This is a genomic window from Pseudoxanthomonas sp. LjRoot127 (assembly GCF_964253495.1).
Classification (GTDB): Bacteria; Pseudomonadota; Gammaproteobacteria; order Xanthomonadales; family Xanthomonadaceae; genus Pseudoxanthomonas_A.
The window spans coordinates 1522640-1539784 of record NZ_CAXUQR020000001.1; the positions used below are offsets into that span (position 1 = coordinate 1522640).

The window sequence follows — 17145 nt, forward strand, 5'->3', positions numbered from 1 at the left end:
TGGGGATTCCGCCGCGCAAAACGGCCGGCGGAATCCAGAATCAACGAGGCGCCCCGGTGCCCGTATCAACCTTGAGTTAATTGGCGCATGGCTGAACAACTGGTCATCAACAGGTACCGGGAACAGGAAGAGGACAACAGCCTCAACTGGCCGCGTATCATCGGTATTGCCTTTGTGATCGCATTGCACGCAGCCGCGCTGCTGGCCTTGCTGATCCCGGCCGTCGCCCCGCCGGCGGAGAAGGAGCAGGAACGTCGCACCTCGGTGGTGATCGTCGACGCCCCGCCTCCCCCGCCGCCGCCGCCGCCGCCGCCGCCGAAGCAGGACACGCCGCCGCCGCCGGTCAAGAACCTCGCGCCGCCCAAGACCACACCGCTGCCTCCCCCGCCGGAAGCACCGCCCGTGGACATCGCCGAACCGCGTCCGACCGACATCGTCAGCCCGCCGTCGCCGCCCGCACCGCCGTCGCCGACGCCGGACATCGGCGCCAGCGTCGACATCTCGTCCAAGAACATGAATCCGCCCCGCTACCCGCCGGCCGCTGCGCGCTCGGGTATCGAAGGCACGGTCATCCTGATCATCGACGTGGACGCGAACGGCAACGTCACCAATGTGTCGGTGGAAAAGTCCAGCCGCAACCGCGATCTCGATCGTGCTGCCATGGAAGCCGCACGCAAATGGCGCTTCAACGCGTCCGTCGTCAATGGCCAGAAGGCCGCAGGCCGCGTCCGCGTGCCCGTGGACTTCAACATGGGCGGCTGATGCCGCCAGGCATCGACAGATTCCAACGCAAGAAACCCGCACCACCCTCAATCAACACTTAAATAAAGGTAAGCGTCATGCTGCAGGAAACCCTTTTCGCCGCCGCCGCCGGGGGCAACAACGCCGCGAATGCCCTGTCGCAGATGGGCTTCGAGCACATGATCAGCGAGATGGTCAGTAAGCCCGGCGAGTTCATCGTCTCCTGGGTCGTGCTGCTCACCCTGGTGATCATGTCGGCCATGTCCTGGTACTGGACGGTCATCAACGTGCTCCGCAGCACCCGCCTGAAGGGCCAGGCTGACCGCGTGACCAGCGCCTTCTGGGAAACCCCGAATGCGCAGGACGCCATCCGCCTGATGGAAGAGCAGCCGAAGAACGAGCCGTTCTCCAAGATCGCCCTCGACGCCGCCCAGGCCGCTGCGCACCACCAGCGTTCGGAAGGTTCGGGCGAGACCCTGAGCCGCTCGGAGTTCGTGGACCGCGCCCTGCGCCAGGCCGTGACCCGCGAGAGCACCAACCTGCAGGGCGGCATGACGCTGCTCGCCACCGTCGGTGCGACCGCGCCGTTCGTGGGTCTGCTGGGTACGGTGTGGGGCATCTATGGCGCCCTGATCCGCATCGGTGCGACCGGCCAGGCCTCGATCGACGCCGTTGCCGGCCCGGTGGGTGAAGCGCTGATCATGACCGCCATCGGTCTGTTCGTCGCCATCCCGGCCGTGTTCGCCTACAACTTCTTCAGCAAGACGAACGCGGCCGTCATCGCCAAGTTCGATACGTTCGCGCACGACCTGCACGACTTCTTCGCCACCGGCTCGCGCGTTCGCTGAGCCGGCGGTACAAGCAGTCAACGCAACGTTCTAGACGGAGCCCGTCATGGCTTTCAGTAGTGGTAATAGCGGTGGCCCGATGGCCGAGATCAACGTCACGCCCCTCGTGGACGTGATGTTGGTGCTGCTTATCATCTTCATCATCACGGCGCCGTTGATGTCGCACAAGGTGAAGATCGAGCTGCCCGAAGCGAACCTCGTCCAGAATCCGGACGAAAAGACCGCCCCCAAGACCCCGCCGATCACCATTTCCGTCAAGGACAATGGCGACCTGTTCTGGGGCGACGAGCCGGTCAGCAAGGAAATCCTGGAATCGCGCCTGTCGAGCGTGGCCCAGTTGCAGCCGCAGCCGAAGCTCAACCTGCGTGGCGACAAGACGACCAAGATGGGCACCATCGCGGAAGTCACCAAGATCGCGCAAGGCCAGGGCATGCTCGATATCGGCTACGTGGCCACGAAAGAGAAGGGGCAGTAAGCCATGGCATTCAGCAGTGGTGGTAGCAAGGGCCCCATGGCCGACATCAACGTCACGCCCCTGGTGGACGTGATGCTGGTGCTCCTGATCATCTTCATCGTGACCGCACCGATCATGACGTACCCGATCGAGGTGGCCCTGCCGCAGCGTGTGATCAACCCGCCGCCGCAGGTACGCGAGCCGCCGCCGCCGATCGACCTGCGCATCGAGTCGGACAACACGGTGTACTGGAACAACAGCCCGACCAACGTGGCCGACCTCCAGCGCAAGATGGAAGACGAAGTCCAGCGCGATCCGACCAACCAGCCGGAGCTGCGCATCGAAGCCAAGTCGGACGCGCATTACGAAGTGATGGCCAAGGTGTTGGCTGCTGCGAAGAATGCGCAGATGATGAAGATCGGTTTCGTGCAGTAATCGCGAAACGAGCAGCGGTACGCTCTCGAACGCCGCCCTCCGGGGCGGCGTTCTTCGTTCCGGAGGGCGGACAGGGACCCTCTTGCGTCCCTGGAAGCGCGGGCGTAGCGTCAGGGGCACGGTCCCCGACAGAAGGAGGTGTGCCATGGCGTTCTCCGCTCCTGCAAGCCGTTCCGAACTCGCCGACATCAACATCACGCCACTGGTGGACGTGATGCTGGTCCTGCTGGTGATCTTCATGGTGACGGCGCCGATGCTGTCACGCCCCATCGAGACGCTCCTGCCGCAACCGGTTCCCGGTACGCACGCCGAGCCGCCCAACGATCTGGTGCTCAAGGTGGGCGTCGGCGGCCACTACACCCTGGACGACCGTCCGGTTGCGCTGGGCGATCTCCGTACGCGGCTGGAAGATGCGCTCACGGCCGACCCCCGTACCGTGCTGCAGGTGGAGGCGTCGGAAAGCGCCGATTACCAGCAACTGGTAAGCGCGCTGTCGCAGGCCGAAGCCAGCGGCATGCGCAACATCGTGATGAGGAACTGACGCCCGGCGCGCGTCGCCGGGATCGACACCGCTCAGTCCCGCGCGACGCCCTCGGCCTGGCTCAGGATCTCGAGGTAGCGGCGCACGGTCGCGTCCAGGCCGGCGTACAGTGCTTCGCCGATCAGCGCATGGCCGATCGAGACTTCGCGTACCCCGGGCACCGCCGCAAGGAATCCGCCGAGATTGTCCTGGCTGAGGTCGTGCCCTGCGTTGACGCCCAGGCCCAGCGCGTGGGCCTGCTCGGCAGTGCGCCTGCAGCGCTCGAGCGCATCGCCGGCATCGCCACGCGAAGCCGCCTCGGCAAATGGGCCGGTATAGATCTCGATGCGGTCCGCGCCGATGTGCGCCGCATTCTCGAGTCCCGCGCAGCCGGCATCCACGAACAGGCTGACCCGGCATCCCATCGCCTTGAGTGCCGCGATCAGCGGGCGCAGGCGTTCCGAATCCTGTTCGAAATCGAAGCCATGGTCCGACGTGATCTGGCTGTCGCCGTCCGGCACCAGCGTGGCCTGCGCAGGACGGGCCGCGTCGCACAACGCTAGGAAGCCGGGATAACCGTCGCGGGGCGGAGCGAACGGATTGCCTTCCAGATTCAGTTCGACGCCGTGCCCGCGCGTCAGCCGCGCCAGCGCGTCGACATCGCCAGGACGGATGTGCCGCTGGTCGGGCCGGGGATGCACGGTGATGCCATGTGCGCCGGCTGCCAGGCAGGCCTGCGCCGCGCGTACAACATCGGGTTCATCGCCGCCGCGGGAATTCCTCAGGACGGCGATCTTGTTGACGTTGACGCTGAGCAGGGTCACGGTGCGGGCGGTTCGGACGGCGGTGCATTGCGCCGCGCCTCCGCGATCTCGCGAAGTCGGCGCAGCTCGGCCGGATCGATCATCAGCGATTCGTCGCGGCGCGTTTCACCCAGCCTGCGCGCGTGCCGCCCGATGATCCAGACCACGAAGAGGCAAAGCGACACCAGCATCAGGACGACCATCAAGGGCATAGACGTGGTGCGCACGGCCATGAACAGGCAGCCGATCGCCATCAACAGGAAGAGCCAGTGCATCGTCCACCCCCGGGGCTTGGTGGCGGAATATTACCGCGTCCGTTGCGCGGCAGGCATCGACCGGCTTCACAGCAAGGGCGACATCAGCCGTGCCAGTGCTTCGGGCAGTCGATGGCGCCAGAGCGCGCGGTCGCGCTGCAGGCGCACCGGCTCACTGGCGGCGATCTCGCCTTCCATCCACTGTCCCAGCGTGCCGGCGACGCCGCGGTCGCGGAACATCATGGAAATCTCGAAATTCAGCCGGAAGCTGCGGTGGTCGAAATTGGCGCTGCCGATGATGGCCAGCGTGTCGTCGCAGAGCAGCGCCTTGCTGTGCATCATGCGTGGGCCGTATTCGTAGACCTTCACGCCGGCGGCGAGCAGTTCGTCGAAATACGACCGCGCGGCCAGCGTCGCCAGCCGGGAATCGCTGGTCTTGGGCACCACCAGGCGGACGTCCAGACCGCCCAGCGCGGCAGACGTCAGCGCCATGCGCGCGGCTTCGCCCGGCACGAAGTAGGGCGTGACCAGCCAGACGCGCTGCCTGGCCTCATGGATCGCCGCAACCTTGGTGCGATGGATGGGCTCCCATGCGGAATCCGGCCCCGACACCAGTGCCTGTACCGCAATCCCGCCCCGCACGTTGGCATCGCTGGCGCTCCACAGCCGCGTGCCCTGGAAGTCATTGCGCTGCTGGCCGGTGGCATATACCCAATCCTCGACGAACACCTGCTGGATGCTGCGCACGATCTCGCCCTCGAGGCGCAGGTGCAGGTCGCGGAATGCATCGTCGCAGAGGGACTCGTCCTCATCGTCGGTGACGTTGATGCCGCCCGTGAACGCGATGCGTCCGTCGACCACCACGATCTTGCGGTGCGTGCGCAGGTTCAGCCACGGACGGGTGAAGGGACGGAAGCGGGTAGGGTGGAACCAGGCGTGCTCGCCGCCGGCATCGATCAACGCGCGCAAGGCCCGGGTCTTGAGTCGGTTCGAGCCCACGGCGTCCAGCAGCAGTCGCACCTTGACGCCTTCGCGCGCCTTCACCGCGAGCGCCTCGAGGATGCGCTGGCCGGTACGGTCGCCGTTGAAGATGTAGTACTCCAGGTGGATGTGGTTCTCCGCGGCGGCGATCGCATCCAGGATCGCCTTGTACGTGGCGCACCCGTCCACGAGCTGCTGCACCGAGGTGGCCGTGGAAGGCGGCAGTCCCGTCGTCTTCTGGGCCAGCATGGGCAGTTCCGCGCTGTTGCCGTCAGCCGGTGCGAAGACCTCGTAGCTCTCCACGCCTTCGCGCGCGCGCGTCCGCCGGAGTTGATGCCGCTTGATGCGCTGCGGCCCCAACAGGAAGTAGACCAAATAACCCACGTAAGGCAGCAGCGCGAGGGAAAGCAGCCAACTGAGCGTGGCCACCGGTTCGCGCTTCTGCAGGATGATCCAGGTACACAGCGGCACCAGGTAAAGCAGCCAGGCCAGCGTGATCCACCCGGCGAGGTGGGGCAGGGTGGACGCGGCATCTCGGATGGCGTGGAGGACGTCGGGCATGCCGCGATTCTAGAGGTCGGCATGACCTCCGTGGGATGCGTCGGCGTTGCAGGTAGCGTCTTTTCCTTCCAGGGCCCGCCGACACGGCGAAGGTCGCGTGCGCGCCAGCCTGCAGGGCCGGCGTGTCAGCGCCAACTCGCCTTGCGCGAGGGCGGCGGGGGCGTGGGCGTGGCGTCGATATTGGGAACCAGCAGCGACAGGCGTGCCTTGGCATAGTCGCCGCTGCCGTCGACGTCCAGCTTGCCCGCACTGTTCGCAGTGATGAGCGCCGTGTCGAGGAACACCTCCTCGCCCGCCGCCAACCGATGGCGCGCACTGCACAGCTTCACCGGCACTTGCAGCACGCTTATTCCATCCCGCTGCCATTTGGTTTCCGGCACCAGCCGGCGGACGATGGAACCGTCCACCCATACGTCCACCGAATCCGATTGCACCGACCGGCACTTGCCGATCCCGACATCAAAAGTCATGCACCCTCCTACAGGGCGGTATGCGTCAACGTGAAAAGAAAGCCGCGCGACTCCAGCAACGCGCGCATGCGCCGTTCTGCCGGTGCGCGATGGAACTGGCGGCCCGCCCACAACTCGAAGCAGGGCCGTGCCGTGGCGTGACCGTGGGTCGCCGGCCGGCGGGACACCGCGATGTCCGGCGACTCGCAGGCCGTGGCCCACATCACCCGCAGGTCGCCCGGACCGATGGATTGCTGCGATCCAAGATGAAGAATGAACACCTGGACGTGCTGCTTGGACACGCATCTCTCCTCGGCGCGACAGGGCGTCGCGTGGATGAAGCCGAGAGGGAGAGAAATCGGCCCGCGGGAGGCGGCGGAGGAGACTGCCCGTCAGCCATGACAGGTATACGCCCTTGGGGGCGTGACCGCAAACCCGTGTTCATGCTTTGCGACGCACGTGCGATGCGGCTGCACGGCGCTGTGGCGTTACGACGCGATGCGTGGGAGCGCCAACCGCCACCCCAGCCCCGACCACCGGCTCGCATGCCGCGACAGTGCGTCGCGGATCACCGTTTCGCTGCCGGCGACGTGCAGCTCGCGCCGGGCGCGGGTGATGCCGGTGTAGACGAGTTCACGCGACAGCACGCGGTTGCCGCGTGCGGGCAGCAGCAGCCAGACCGCATCGAATTCGCTGCCCTGCGCCTTGTGCACGGTCATGGCGAATGCGGACTCGTGCGCGGGCAGCGATGCGGGATGGAATGCGCGCGGCTGCGTGGGTGTGTCGCCTGGGAACCAGGCCAGCAACACGCCTTGCGCATCGCGGAAACACAGCCCGATGTCGCCGTTGAACAGACGGTGGCGATAGCTGTTCTCTGTAACGATGACCAGCTGGCCATGAAAGTGGCCCTGCCCGGCACGCTGCAGGCCGCTGCCGCCCTCCACCAGCAGGCGCTCGATGCGGGCGTTTAATGTGCGCGCGCCCTGCGGGCCTTCACGCACGGCGGTGAGGATGCGCAGGCGCGCGGACAGCGCCAGCGCGTCGGCGGGCGTGGCGGCTTCGCCCAGCGCGCGCCAGTGCGACAGCAGGCGTTCGCGCTGCATGTCGAGCGGATCGGCCAGGTCTTCGTGGAACTGCACGCCGGCCAGCGTGTCGCTGCGCAGAAGCGAGAGCGTCGTGGAGGCATCGCCTTCGCGCACGGCGGCGGCCAGCGGCGCGAGCTGCAGGGCTTCGCTCTGGCGCCAGCCGCGCTGCAGGTGCACGCGGATGCCGGCGAAGCGGTTGTGTCGATGATCCAGGCTTGCCGGATGATCAGCGAGGGAAGCATCGCCCAGCAACGGGTGGAGCGCCTCGTCATCCGGCAAGGCGATGTCGTTGCCATCCCCTGCCGCGCTCAGGATGGCAGCGAGCACATCGCCTGCTTCCACCGACGGCAACTGGTCCGGATCGCCCAGCAGCACCAGGCGCGTGCCATCGGCGACGGCGTCTACCAGCTTGGCCATCAGCGGCAGGTCGATCATCGAGGCTTCGTCGACGACCACCACGTCGAACGGCAGCGGGTTGTCGGCGTGATGGCGGAAGCGGGGCGAATCCGGAATCGTGCCGAGCAAGCGGTGCAGGGTGGTGCCCGTGGTGGGCAGCGTCGCGAGCAGGTCGGCGTCCACGCCCTGCGCCGCCAAGGCTTGCACCGCATGGCGGACGCTTTCGGCCATGCGCTCGGCGGCGCGACCGGTAGGTGCGGCCAAGGCGATGCGTGGCGCGGCGCGGCCTGCGCACCGTGCCTGTGCGGCCAGCAGCACCAGCAGGCGCGCGGTGGTGGTGGTCTTGCCGGTCCCGGGACCACCGGTGACCAGCAGCAGGGCATGGCGCAGTGCGAGCGCGGCGGCACGCGCCTGGTGGACATCGTGCGCGGCCGGCGGAAAGAGCTGCGCGAACAAAGGCGCGAGCGCATCGACGCCGGTTGCCGGCACCGGTTGCGTGGCGAGGCGTTGCAGGCCGGCCGCGAGTGCCCGTTCGTACTCGCGATAACGGCGCAGGTAGAGGAGGTCGTGTTCCAGCACCAGCGGCGCGTGCGGGTCGGCGACCGCATCGGCATCGTCCGGCGTGGCCACCCAGCGCGACGCGGCGAGACATGCACGCCACGCGTCGACGGATGGCCAGTCGATGGGGGTATCGGCGTCGAGCAGTGCCTGCGGCTCGCGCAGCGATAGACCGGCATGGCCCTTGGCGACGGCGAGCGACGCCAGCGCGGTGGCGGCGAGCACGTCGTCGGGCGTGGCCACATCCAGCCGGCGCAGGCTCTGGGCGAGGGCGTGGTCCAGGGTAGGCAGGTGGCCGTTGCGGAACAGGGTATCGAGCAGGCTCATGCGGCCGCCTCCTGCCCGTGGCCGGCGAACAAGGCGTCGAGTGCGTGCACGAGTTCCGGCGCGAAGCGCTGCGCATGCACACCGAGCGACGCATCGCGCGCGGGTTCGAGTCCGCGGCAGAACACGTAGCGGATGCCGCCGAAATCGCGCGCGTAGTCGTAGCCGTCGCCCAGGCGGAACCGCAGCCAGCGATGCAGCGCGACGGTGTAGACCAGGGCCTGCAGGTCGTACTCGCTGTGCGCCATCGCAGTCGCCAGCGCGGGCGCGTCGTAGCGCGGCAGGCGGTTGGACTTGTAGTCGAGCACGTACCAGCGCCCGTCGCGCACGTAGGTCAGGTCGATCTTGCCGGTCATCAACCCTTCCAGCCGCGAGCGCAGGCCGAACCCGTGGCGCGCGCGCGCCACGCCATGCTCGTGCAGCAGCGCCAGCAACGCCGGCACGGCAGTGGGTGCAAGGGCGAAATGGAATTCGATTTCGGCACGCCGCTCGTCGTCGCCCAGCGCATGCAATGCGCCACCCTCGGGCAGCGCGACGGTCAGCGTGCGTCCGACCAGCGAGGTGAGCAGGGCGACGCCCTCGGCCAGGTCGTCCTGCGCGTAGCCTTCCCTGCGCAGCGCGGCGAGCAGGGCGGCATGTTCGCCTTCCGGCGCCGCATCCCCCGCCTGCCACTGCGCCCATGCGCGGAAGCGGGTGTCTTCGAGCGCCGCATGCAGCACGTTGCCGAAACGGCTGCCACTGAAGCGCGGGTCGTATGCGTCGGCGGTGATGTCGGGGGACGCGTCTGCGTCATCGGGCGGCTGCACCGGTTCGTCCGCGGCCGCGCCGTCGGCCTCGGTGGAGGCAGCGTCGACGGCGTGGCCCGCATCGGCATGCGCAAGCTGGGTGAAGCTGTAGACCCACCAGTCGGGCGCGATGGAACGCCGGGCGACGCGGGCGGGCGGCACCGCGCCCTCCGCCACGTGCGGCAACCACGGCAGTTCGGCGGGCGGTGCGGCGGGATCGATGCGGATACCCGGGTCCTGCGCCAGCAGGGCGTCGGCATCGCGCACCATCGCCCATAGCGGCGACTGCGCGTGCTGGTAGAAGACGCCCGTCGCCAGCCACAGCGCGTGGCTGGCGCGGGTCAGGCCGACGTACAGCAGGCGCGCGTCTTCGGCGCGCTGCGCCTCGCTCCATTGCGCTCTGGCCGCGCCCCACCCGGAGACCTCTTCCTGCAACTTCCAGTGCAGCACGCGGCCCTCCGTGTCGGTGACGACGACGCGCTGGCCGGGATCGGGCGCCTTTCCGCCGATGCCCGCATACGGCAGGAACACCAGCGGGTACTCCAGGCCCTTGCTCTTGTGCAACGTCACCACCTGCACGCGGTGCGCATCGGATTCCAGCCGCAGCAGCTGCGCGTCGTCATCGGTAGCGGTGCGGGCATCGGCGATGGCAGCGGCCAGCCAGTCGACGAGGCCGGGCAGGCCGAGCGTACGCGCGTCGGCTTCCTGCAGCATCTCGGCCGTCTGCAGGTAGTTGGTGAGCCTGCGCTCGCCGTCGAGCAGGCCGAGCAGGCGCGGGGCGTGCTCGGCGCACAGGTCGTTGACCAGCGCCAGCGGGCCACCGCGATGCAGGCGTTCGCGCCAGTCCTGCGCGCGCTGTTGCCAGCCGCGCATCGCATCGCCGTCGGTTTCGAGCGCGGCGATGCCGGCGGCATCCACGCCCAGCAGGACCGTGGACAGCGCAGCGCGCAGATGGCCGTCGTCCGCGCCGTGCATCAACGTGCGCAGCAGCGCGTGCAGTTCGCGCGCTTCCGGCGTGGCGAACAGGCTGAGCTTGCCGGCGGCAACCGCGGGAATGCCGACCTCGGCCAGCGCGGCACGGATGCGGGTGGCATCCCGGTGCGTGCGGACCAGCACAGCGATATCGCCGGGCTGAACGGGTTTGCCTCCTATCGTCGCGTTGCCGGCGCGCGCATCCGTCAGCACGCGGTGGATGGCAGCCACGCAGGCAGCGGTGGCCAGTTCACGCGAGGTGCCTGCGTCCCAGGGCTTGACCTTGCCGTCCGGTCCGGGCGCCGGCGATGGCGCTCGCCACACGGTCAGCGCGGGCGCGGCCGCGCCATGACACTGGAAGTCGTCATCGTGACGTGTGCCGCCGGGCGCGACCGGATGGAAATGGATGCGTGGATCGACGAATGCGGCGTGACCGGCCTGTGCGTACAACGCTTCGATGGCACGCAGCACCGACGGCCGCGAGCGGAAGTTGTGCGACAGCGGTGGTGCGGCGACGGCATTGGCCTGAGCGGTGAGATAGGTTTCCACATCGCCGCCACGGAAGCCGTAGATCGCCTGCTTGGGATCGCCGATGACGAACAGCGCCGGCCGCGGACTCCTGCTGCCGAACACGCGGTCGAAGATGCGCCACTGGCGTGGATCGGTGTCCTGGAACTCATCGACCAGCGCGACGCGATACTGGGCCCGCAGGCGCTGCACCAGGGCGTCCGCATGTGGCGTTTCGAGCGCATCCGCGACGCCGTCGATCAGGTCGTCGTAGGTCTGAACGCGCAGCTGCTGTTTGCGCAGCATCAGCCGTGCCCGGGCATCGTCGCGCAGGCGATGCAGCAGGGCGACGCGGCGCGCTTCGCGATAGGCGTCGACGCGGTCCTGCGCCTGCAGGTAGGCATCGATGGCATGCGTCAGCGGCGATTCCGGGGTGCGGCCCGCGCCGGCCTTGCTGGTTTTCAGCAGCAGCGCCTCACGGCGCAACTGCGGCAGCCTGTCGTGCGCGAACGGCATGCCGGCATCGTCCGCGGCCGCCCATGCCTCCAGCGCGTCGAACAGTCCGATGATCCACTCGACCCTGTAGCTGCCGCCGTGCAGCACCTTTCCCTCCACTGCGGCGACCAGGGCGTCACGAAACGCGCTCCCGTGCGCGCGATACGCGGCAATGAGCGCTTCGCCGGCCGCCCGCAAGGCCGTTGCAGGGTCGGCAGGCAGCGGATCGACGGGGTATGGCTGCAACCGCTGTTCGCGCAGCAACGCGGGCAGGTCGGCCGCCAACGCGTCGGGGCCGCCCTTCCACAGCGCAAGCAGATCATCCGCACCGTCATCGTCCGCGCCATGCGCGCGCCACAGGTCCGCGGCGATTTCCTGCCGCAGCGCTGCGTCGTTGGCGAGCAACGGCGGCGCATCGAAACCGTGCCCGCTTTCCAGGGCGTGTTCGCGCAACACCCGTGCACAGAAGCCGTGGATGGTGAACACCGCCGCCAGGTCCATGCCGTCGGCGGCTTCGCGCAGACGCCGATGCAGTGCGGCGGGAGGTTCACCACTCCGCGCGAGATGCGCATCGAGGAGCGCACGCGTCAATGCCGCCTCCGGCGCTTCATCGGCGGCGGCGACGGCGGGCAGCGATGCTGCCAGCAGCAGGCGGGCACGGATGCGCGCGCGCAGCTCCTGGGTGGCGGCCTCGGTGAAGGTGACGGCCAGGACTTCGCCGATGCGCAAGCCGCCTTCGACCACCAGCCGTACGACCAGCGTGGCCAGGGTGAAGGTCTTGCCGGTACCGGCGGACGCCTCGATGGACTGCACGCCATCGAGCGGCAGCGCGAGGTAGGGATCGTGCGCGACGGTCATCCGGCGTCCTCCGCGTCGAAGACGGGGGCCAGTGCGCGCAACGCATCCGGATCGGTGCCAGCGTAGACCTCGCCCTGCGTGACCGCGAGATAGATCGACATCGAAAGATCCGCGAACCGCAGCCGCGCTGCGTCATCGGTGAAAGGATCGCACCCGCGCAGCGCGAGCCGCAGCGCATCGCCGTTGCCTTCGCTCCAGCTGCGCTCGCTTCCGTACCATTTCTTCGCCGCTTCCTTCAGGCCTGCTTCCATGTCGGGCGCGGCGGCGAAGAATTCCCAGCCGCTGTAAGGCGCGAACGGCAGTGGTTCGCGCAGGCCCTGCTCGCGCAGCCAGAGCAGGTGCCGAAGCACCGTGCGTGCCTGGCCAGGATCGAGCGGCGGACGCACGTGGGGACCGAACGGATGACCGGATGCCGGCTTCGTGCCGCCCTCGTGGAATTGAACCAACGGCAGCGCGAGGCCGGCCGCACTGGCGAGCAGCCAGTCCAGACCGTCGCGGATTGCCGCGCTTCCGCCCGGTGCACCGATGCGAACACGCGCGAGTCCATGCGGATACATGCCCGCCAGCGTGCCGTGCAGTGCGACGCCGTCGATGTCCACCTCGATGCGCTGCGCCGCCGGCAACTCGCCGCCGGTCCAGTCGGCGAAGGCGCGTGCGTACGGCGTGACCTCGCTGCGCAGCGTGGCCAGCGTGCGCCGCCCCAGCGGACCCGAAGGCAGCAGGGCGCGGGCGCGCAGGGCGGCATGCAGCGTGACGTCATCGTCGCCCTGCAGCACCCCGGCGAACACGGCTGCCTGCACGTCGCTGCGCGCCAGGCCGCGGCCCGGCAGCAGCAACGGCTCGACGTCATCGCCCGCTTCATCGATCCCCTCCAGCCGCAGGCCCAGCCGCTGGTGGAGGAACTGCTCGGCCGGCGCGGTCAGGAAGCGGCGCAGCTGGTCGAGCGACAGCCCGGAGCCGGCGTCGGCAGGTGGTGGCATCGCGTCGCCCGGAAACCAGCGCGGCAGGAGCGAGCGTCGCCCCGCCAGCCGGCCGGCGGCGGGATGCCACTGCCGGCGATAGCTGAAGCGGCGTGGATCGTCGTTGCCACCAAACGCGACGGGCGAGAACGGCTGCAGCGGATGGTGCACCACCATCGCCCTGGCGACGGACGCCGGATCGGCATGCTGCCGCGCGGCGGCGTCGATGAGCTCACTGACCAGCACCGACGGTTCGCGCGCGCTGCCGTCGCGAGGATCGGCCCCGAGATAGCTGAGAAGGAACACATCCTGCGCGGCGGCGAACAGCTGCAGGAACAGGAAGCGGTCGTCTTCGCGCAGCGAGCGGTCGCCATGCCGGCGCTTGTCGGTGCCGAGTTCGGCCGTGAGCTTGCTCAGGCCGGCGGCGGGATCGCGGCGTGGATAGTCGCCGTCGTTCATGCCGAGCACGCAGATCACGCGGAACGGCAGCAGCCGCATCGGCACCATGCGGCCGAAACTGATGCCGCCGGTCAACAGGGGCGCGCGCGTATCGGCTTCGGCAAGCGTGGTAGCGAAGTGCGCGCGCACCACGTCGGCGGGCACGGTGTCGGCATAGCCCGCTTTCTCCGCCTGCACGGCGAAGTCGTCGATGAGCATGCGCAGGCGGTCGAGTGCGCGCTGGCGGGCAGGCAGGGCAGGTTCGCGCGGCAGCAGTGCGGCGAGCAGTCCAAGCAGCCGTTCGCGCCATTGCGCAGGCGTGATCGCCTCGCCCAGCGATTTCTGGTGGCGGGCCAGCACGCGCAGCAGGCGCACCAGGATGTCGAGCGCGTCTAGGGTGCTGCCTTCCAGTTCGGGCCAGGGCGCGACGCCGGCGATGTCGTCCTGCGCGCCGCTGGCGTGGCCCAGCAGAAGGCGGTCGAGTGCGAACTGCCAGGTGTAGGCATCGTCGGCGGGTGCGCCGTGCGCGGCACGGTGCTTCGCATCCAGTCCCCAGCGCGCGCCCGCAGCCTGCAGCCACGCGTGCAGGCGTTCGAGGGCGGGGGCATCGAGACCGGCCGCGTCCGCGATGGGCGCACTGGCGAGCAGATCGAGGATCTCGTGGGTACCGAAGCGCGAAACCGGCAGGCCGAGCAGGCGCACGAACACGTCGGCCAATGGCTCGCCGGCCAGCGGACTGGTGTCGGCCAGCGCGTACGGCAACCGGTCGCCATCGCCCGGCGCGCCGAACACGGCTTCCAGATAGGGCACGTACGGATCGATGTCCGGCGCCAGCACCGCGATTTCGCGCGGCTGCAGCGGCGGGTCGAAGCGGTCGTCCTCCAGCAACGCACGCAACTGGTCGTGCAGCACCTGCAGTTCACGCAGGCGCGTGTGGCAGGCGTGTACCTGCAGGCTGGGATCGTCGGTGCGCAGGGCCGGCAACAGGTCGGGCGGCTGCGCGCGGCGATGGAACAGGTCCGACTGCAGGCGCCGCAGCAGGCTGCCGTGGAACTTGCCGCCCCCTGCACCGGGATCGGCATGGCCCCGCACGTCGAGGGTGGGGTGCACCAGTTCGTAGCTGCCGATCACGGCCATGAAATCGCGCCCCGCCGCCCCCCACGCCTGCAGCAGACGGGCGTCGGCGGTCGTGTCGTCCTCGGCGCCCGCGCGCAGGCGTTGCAGGTCGCCCCAGTAGTCCTTCACCGGCGACGGGACATAGAAGTGCAGCGTGCCTACACGCGCCTGCGTGGCCAGCACGCGCAGCACATCGGGGGAGACATTGAGCGTGGCGAACGCGAATACGCGTGGCGGCAGCCCCTGCGGCAACGGCTGGCCTGCGCCCTCGAAGCGGTCGAGATAGCGCTGGATGCGCCGCGCGCGGTAGTCGTGGCCTCCGGCGACGTGGCGCCACAGGATCGCCTGCGGGTCGTCGGGATCGGCACCACTTTCCCAGCGCAGCAACCAGTCGCGACGCCAGGCCTGGTACTTCTCGAACACCTCGGCCAGTTCCCCCGCCAGTGCCCACGGCTTGAGTGGATCGGGCCGGCGCGACGCGGTATCCGCCAGGTAGGCGGCGATCTGCGCCATGGCCGGACGCGCGAGCAGCACGGGGTCGGTCAGCGCGGCGTACAGCCGCCAGTGCAGCGTCGCGGCCTCGAGATCGTCGCCCTCGCCCGGCACATTGGCGTCCAGCGCACGTGCGACGAACTCGCCAGGGGTGAGGAATTCCAGGTTCGCGGCGATGCCATGCGCGGTGGCCAGCGTGGCTTGCAGCCAACGCCGCATCGCGACCTGGGGAATCAGCACGGTCTCCGGCGCCAGCAGCGGCACACCGGGCGCAGGTGTGCTCAATTCCCGCGCCAGCAGGCCCGCCAACACCTCCAGCGCATTGGAGTGGTAGAGGCGGAAGTCGGGCGTGGCGTCAGTCGTCATCGTCGCCGTCATTGTGCCGGATGGCGGTCGCAGCACGGAGACGCCGGCGCTTTGGGCCACAGCATCCCGCACGGCCGTGCGCGCGGCGACGACGCGGATGCCACAATAATCAAACTGCGCGGTACGGTTTATGTTCAGCCGCTGGCCGCGAAGCTACGCCGTTGTTTTTCCGTTAACCCGCCTGTGGTCCGCCGACGACGCCCATGACGCCTGCCGACGCCCCTGCCGTGCACCTGTCCGGCCTCCGCCTCGATCGCGGCGGCCGCACCATCCTGCGCGACATCGACCTGACCGTGCCCCGGGGCAGCATCGCCGCGGTGCTAGGCCCGTCGGGCAGCGGCAAGTCGACCATGCTTGCGGCGCTGACCGGCGAGCTCCCGCCTGCCGCCGGTACGGTCGAGGTGTTCGGCCAGCCCGTGCCGCACCGCAGCCGCGCGCTGCTGGAGATGCGCAAGGGGATCGGAGTGCTGCTGCAAGGCAACGGCCTGCTCACCGACCTGACGGTCGCCGAGAACGTGGCGCTGCCGCTGCGCACGCATACGAAGCTGCCGGACGTGCTGATCCGCCGGCTGGTCGATTTCAAGTTGAATGCGGTCGGCCTGCGCGCCGCTGCCGACGCCTATCCGCGCGAGCTGTCCGGCGGCATGGCGCGCCGCGTGGCGCTGGCCCGTGCGCTGGCGCTGGACCCGCCGCTGATGATCTACGACGAGCCGCTTACCGGGCTGGACCCGATCGCCTCGGGCGTGATCATGAGCCTGATCCAGCGCCTCAACGACACCCTCGGGCTGACCAGCATCATCGTGACCCACCACGTGCACGAAACCCTGCCCATCGCCGACCAGGCGGTGGTGATCGCCAATGGCGGACTGGTGTTCTCGGGTACGCCGTCCGAGCTGGAAGCCACCTCGGACCCGCTGGTGAAGCAGTTCCTGCGCGGCGAGCCGGATGGCCCCATCGCGTTCGATGCGGTCAAGCGCGGGGAGGCCGCCTGATGCCCTTCGTCGCCGCCACCCGGTCGCTGGGCCGCGCCGGCCTGTTCTCGCTGTCGGTGTTCCGCGCCTCGGCGCCGACCCGCGACTTCTTCGCCGAGCTGACCCGCGAGATTTACAAGATCGGCGGCCGCTCGCTGCCGATCATCGCCGTGGGCGGTGCGTTCGTGGGCCTGGTGCTGACGCTGCAGGGCTATCGCACGCTGACCACGTTCGGCGCCAGCGATGCGCTGTCCACACTGCTGGGCCTGTCGCTCTATCGCGAACTGGGCCCGGTGCTGACCGCGCTGCTGTTCATCGGCCGCGCCGGCAGCTCCATCGCCGCCGAACTGGGCCTGATGCGCGCCACCGACCAGATCAAGGCGCTGGAACTCATGGCCATCGACCCGGTGGCGAAGGCCGTGGCGCCGCGCTTCTGGGCCGCCGTGTTGACGGTGCCGCTGCTGACCGGCTTCTTCTGCTCGCTGGCGATCAGCGCCAGTTACTTCGAGGCCGTGCACGTGCTCGGCCTCGACAACGGCACCTTCTGGTCCGCGCTGCAGAACAGCGTGGACTTCTGGGACGACTTCGGCGTGGCACTGCTGAAGTCGGCCGTGTTCGGCGGCACCGCCGCGCTGGTCGCGGCCTACGTGGGCTTCCACGCCGAGCCGACCATCGAAGGCACGTCGGTAGCCACCACCCGCGCGGTGGTGAACGCCTCGCTGCTGGTGCTGATGTTCAATTTCGTCATGTCTGCATTGCTGTTCAGGAGCTGACCCC

General features: G+C 69.0%; 15 protein-coding genes. 7 read left to right on the forward strand and 8 right to left on the reverse strand.

Annotated elements, in window-relative coordinates:
* The first annotated feature begins 87 nt into the window (after window positions 1-87).
* The 5 genes from ACSQ19_RS07125 to ACSQ19_RS07145 all read left to right on the forward strand — a co-directional run bounded on the left by ACSQ19_RS07125 (window position 88) and on the right by ACSQ19_RS07145 (window position 3019).
* A complete protein-coding gene (locus ACSQ19_RS07125) occupies window positions 88-762 on the forward strand; it encodes an energy transducer TonB (protein WP_296278709.1) in 675 nt (224 codons plus the stop codon).
* Window positions 763-839: 77 nt separating this feature from the next.
* Entirely contained in the window at window positions 840-1589 is a 750-nt protein-coding gene (gene exbB / locus ACSQ19_RS07130; protein ID WP_296278708.1) for a TonB-system energizer ExbB, read from the forward strand.
* Between the two features lie 46 nt (window positions 1590-1635).
* Window positions 1636-2064 carry an ExbD/TolR family protein gene (locus ACSQ19_RS07135; RefSeq protein ID WP_296278707.1) on the forward strand — a complete coding sequence of 143 codons (429 nt, stop codon included), beginning with the start codon at window positions 1636-1638 and terminating at the stop codon, window positions 2062-2064.
* 3 nt (window positions 2065-2067) lie between these two features.
* On the forward strand, window positions 2068-2478 hold the full coding sequence (locus tag ACSQ19_RS07140) for an ExbD/TolR family protein (RefSeq protein ID WP_296278706.1): 411 nt from the start codon (window positions 2068-2070) through the stop codon (window positions 2476-2478).
* A 145-nt stretch (window positions 2479-2623) separates the two neighbouring features.
* Window positions 2624-3019, forward strand: a complete 396-nt coding sequence (locus tag ACSQ19_RS07145) for an ExbD/TolR family protein (protein WP_299344712.1) — start codon at window positions 2624-2626, stop codon at window positions 3017-3019.
* Between the two features lie 32 nt (window positions 3020-3051).
* Here the strand turns inward: ACSQ19_RS07145 and ACSQ19_RS07150 are convergent, their stop codons facing one another.
* The 8 genes from ACSQ19_RS07150 to recC form a co-directional block, all read right to left on the reverse strand.
* Entirely contained in the window at window positions 3052-3822 is a 771-nt protein-coding gene (locus ACSQ19_RS07150; protein ID WP_435995794.1) for a pyridoxine 5'-phosphate synthase, read from the reverse strand.
* Window positions 3819-4076 carry a hypothetical protein gene (locus ACSQ19_RS07155; protein ID WP_296278703.1) on the reverse strand — a complete coding sequence of 86 codons (258 nt, stop codon included), beginning with the start codon at window positions 4074-4076 and terminating at the stop codon, window positions 3819-3821. The genes ACSQ19_RS07150 and ACSQ19_RS07155 overlap by 4 nt, the downstream gene beginning before the upstream one ends.
* Before the next feature lie 66 nt (window positions 4077-4142).
* Window positions 4143-5597 (reverse strand): cardiolipin synthase, encoded by a 1455-nt coding sequence (gene cls / locus ACSQ19_RS07160; protein WP_435995797.1) that lies wholly within the window; start codon window positions 5595-5597, stop codon window positions 4143-4145.
* Between the two features lie 125 nt (window positions 5598-5722).
* Window positions 5723-6067 carry a hypothetical protein gene (locus ACSQ19_RS07165; protein ID WP_435995799.1) on the reverse strand — a complete coding sequence of 115 codons (345 nt, stop codon included), beginning with the start codon at window positions 6065-6067 and terminating at the stop codon, window positions 5723-5725.
* Window positions 6068-6075: 8 nt separating this feature from the next.
* Window positions 6076-6348 carry a hypothetical protein gene (locus tag ACSQ19_RS07170; protein WP_299344722.1) on the reverse strand — a complete coding sequence of 91 codons (273 nt, stop codon included), beginning with the start codon at window positions 6346-6348 and terminating at the stop codon, window positions 6076-6078.
* Window positions 6349-6534: 186 nt separating this feature from the next.
* Complete coding sequence (gene recD / locus ACSQ19_RS07175) at window positions 6535-8412, reverse strand: exodeoxyribonuclease V subunit alpha (protein WP_435995801.1); 1878 nt, start codon at window positions 8410-8412, stop codon at window positions 6535-6537.
* Window positions 8409-12026: a UvrD-helicase domain-containing protein gene (locus ACSQ19_RS07180; RefSeq protein WP_435995803.1), complete on the reverse strand. Its 3618-nt coding sequence runs from the start codon at window positions 12024-12026 to the stop codon at window positions 8409-8411. Before ACSQ19_RS07180 ends, recD begins: the two co-directional genes overlap by 4 nt.
* Entirely contained in the window at window positions 12023-15397 is a 3375-nt protein-coding gene (gene recC / locus ACSQ19_RS07185; protein ID WP_435995805.1) for an exodeoxyribonuclease V subunit gamma, read from the reverse strand. Before recC ends, ACSQ19_RS07180 begins: the two co-directional genes overlap by 4 nt.
* Before the next feature lie 203 nt (window positions 15398-15600).
* Here recC and ACSQ19_RS07190 point away from each other — a divergent pair, with 203 nt between their 5' ends.
* Together ACSQ19_RS07190 and ACSQ19_RS07195 are read left to right on the forward strand one after the other, a co-directional pair.
* A complete protein-coding gene (locus ACSQ19_RS07190) occupies window positions 15601-16389 on the forward strand; it encodes an ABC transporter ATP-binding protein (protein WP_296278696.1) in 789 nt (262 codons plus the stop codon).
* Window positions 16389-17141, forward strand: coding sequence for an MlaE family lipid ABC transporter permease subunit (locus tag ACSQ19_RS07195; RefSeq protein WP_296278695.1), 753 nt, complete (start codon window positions 16389-16391; stop codon window positions 17139-17141). The genes ACSQ19_RS07190 and ACSQ19_RS07195 overlap by 1 nt, the downstream gene beginning before the upstream one ends.
* Window positions 17142-17145 lie beyond the last annotated feature (4 nt).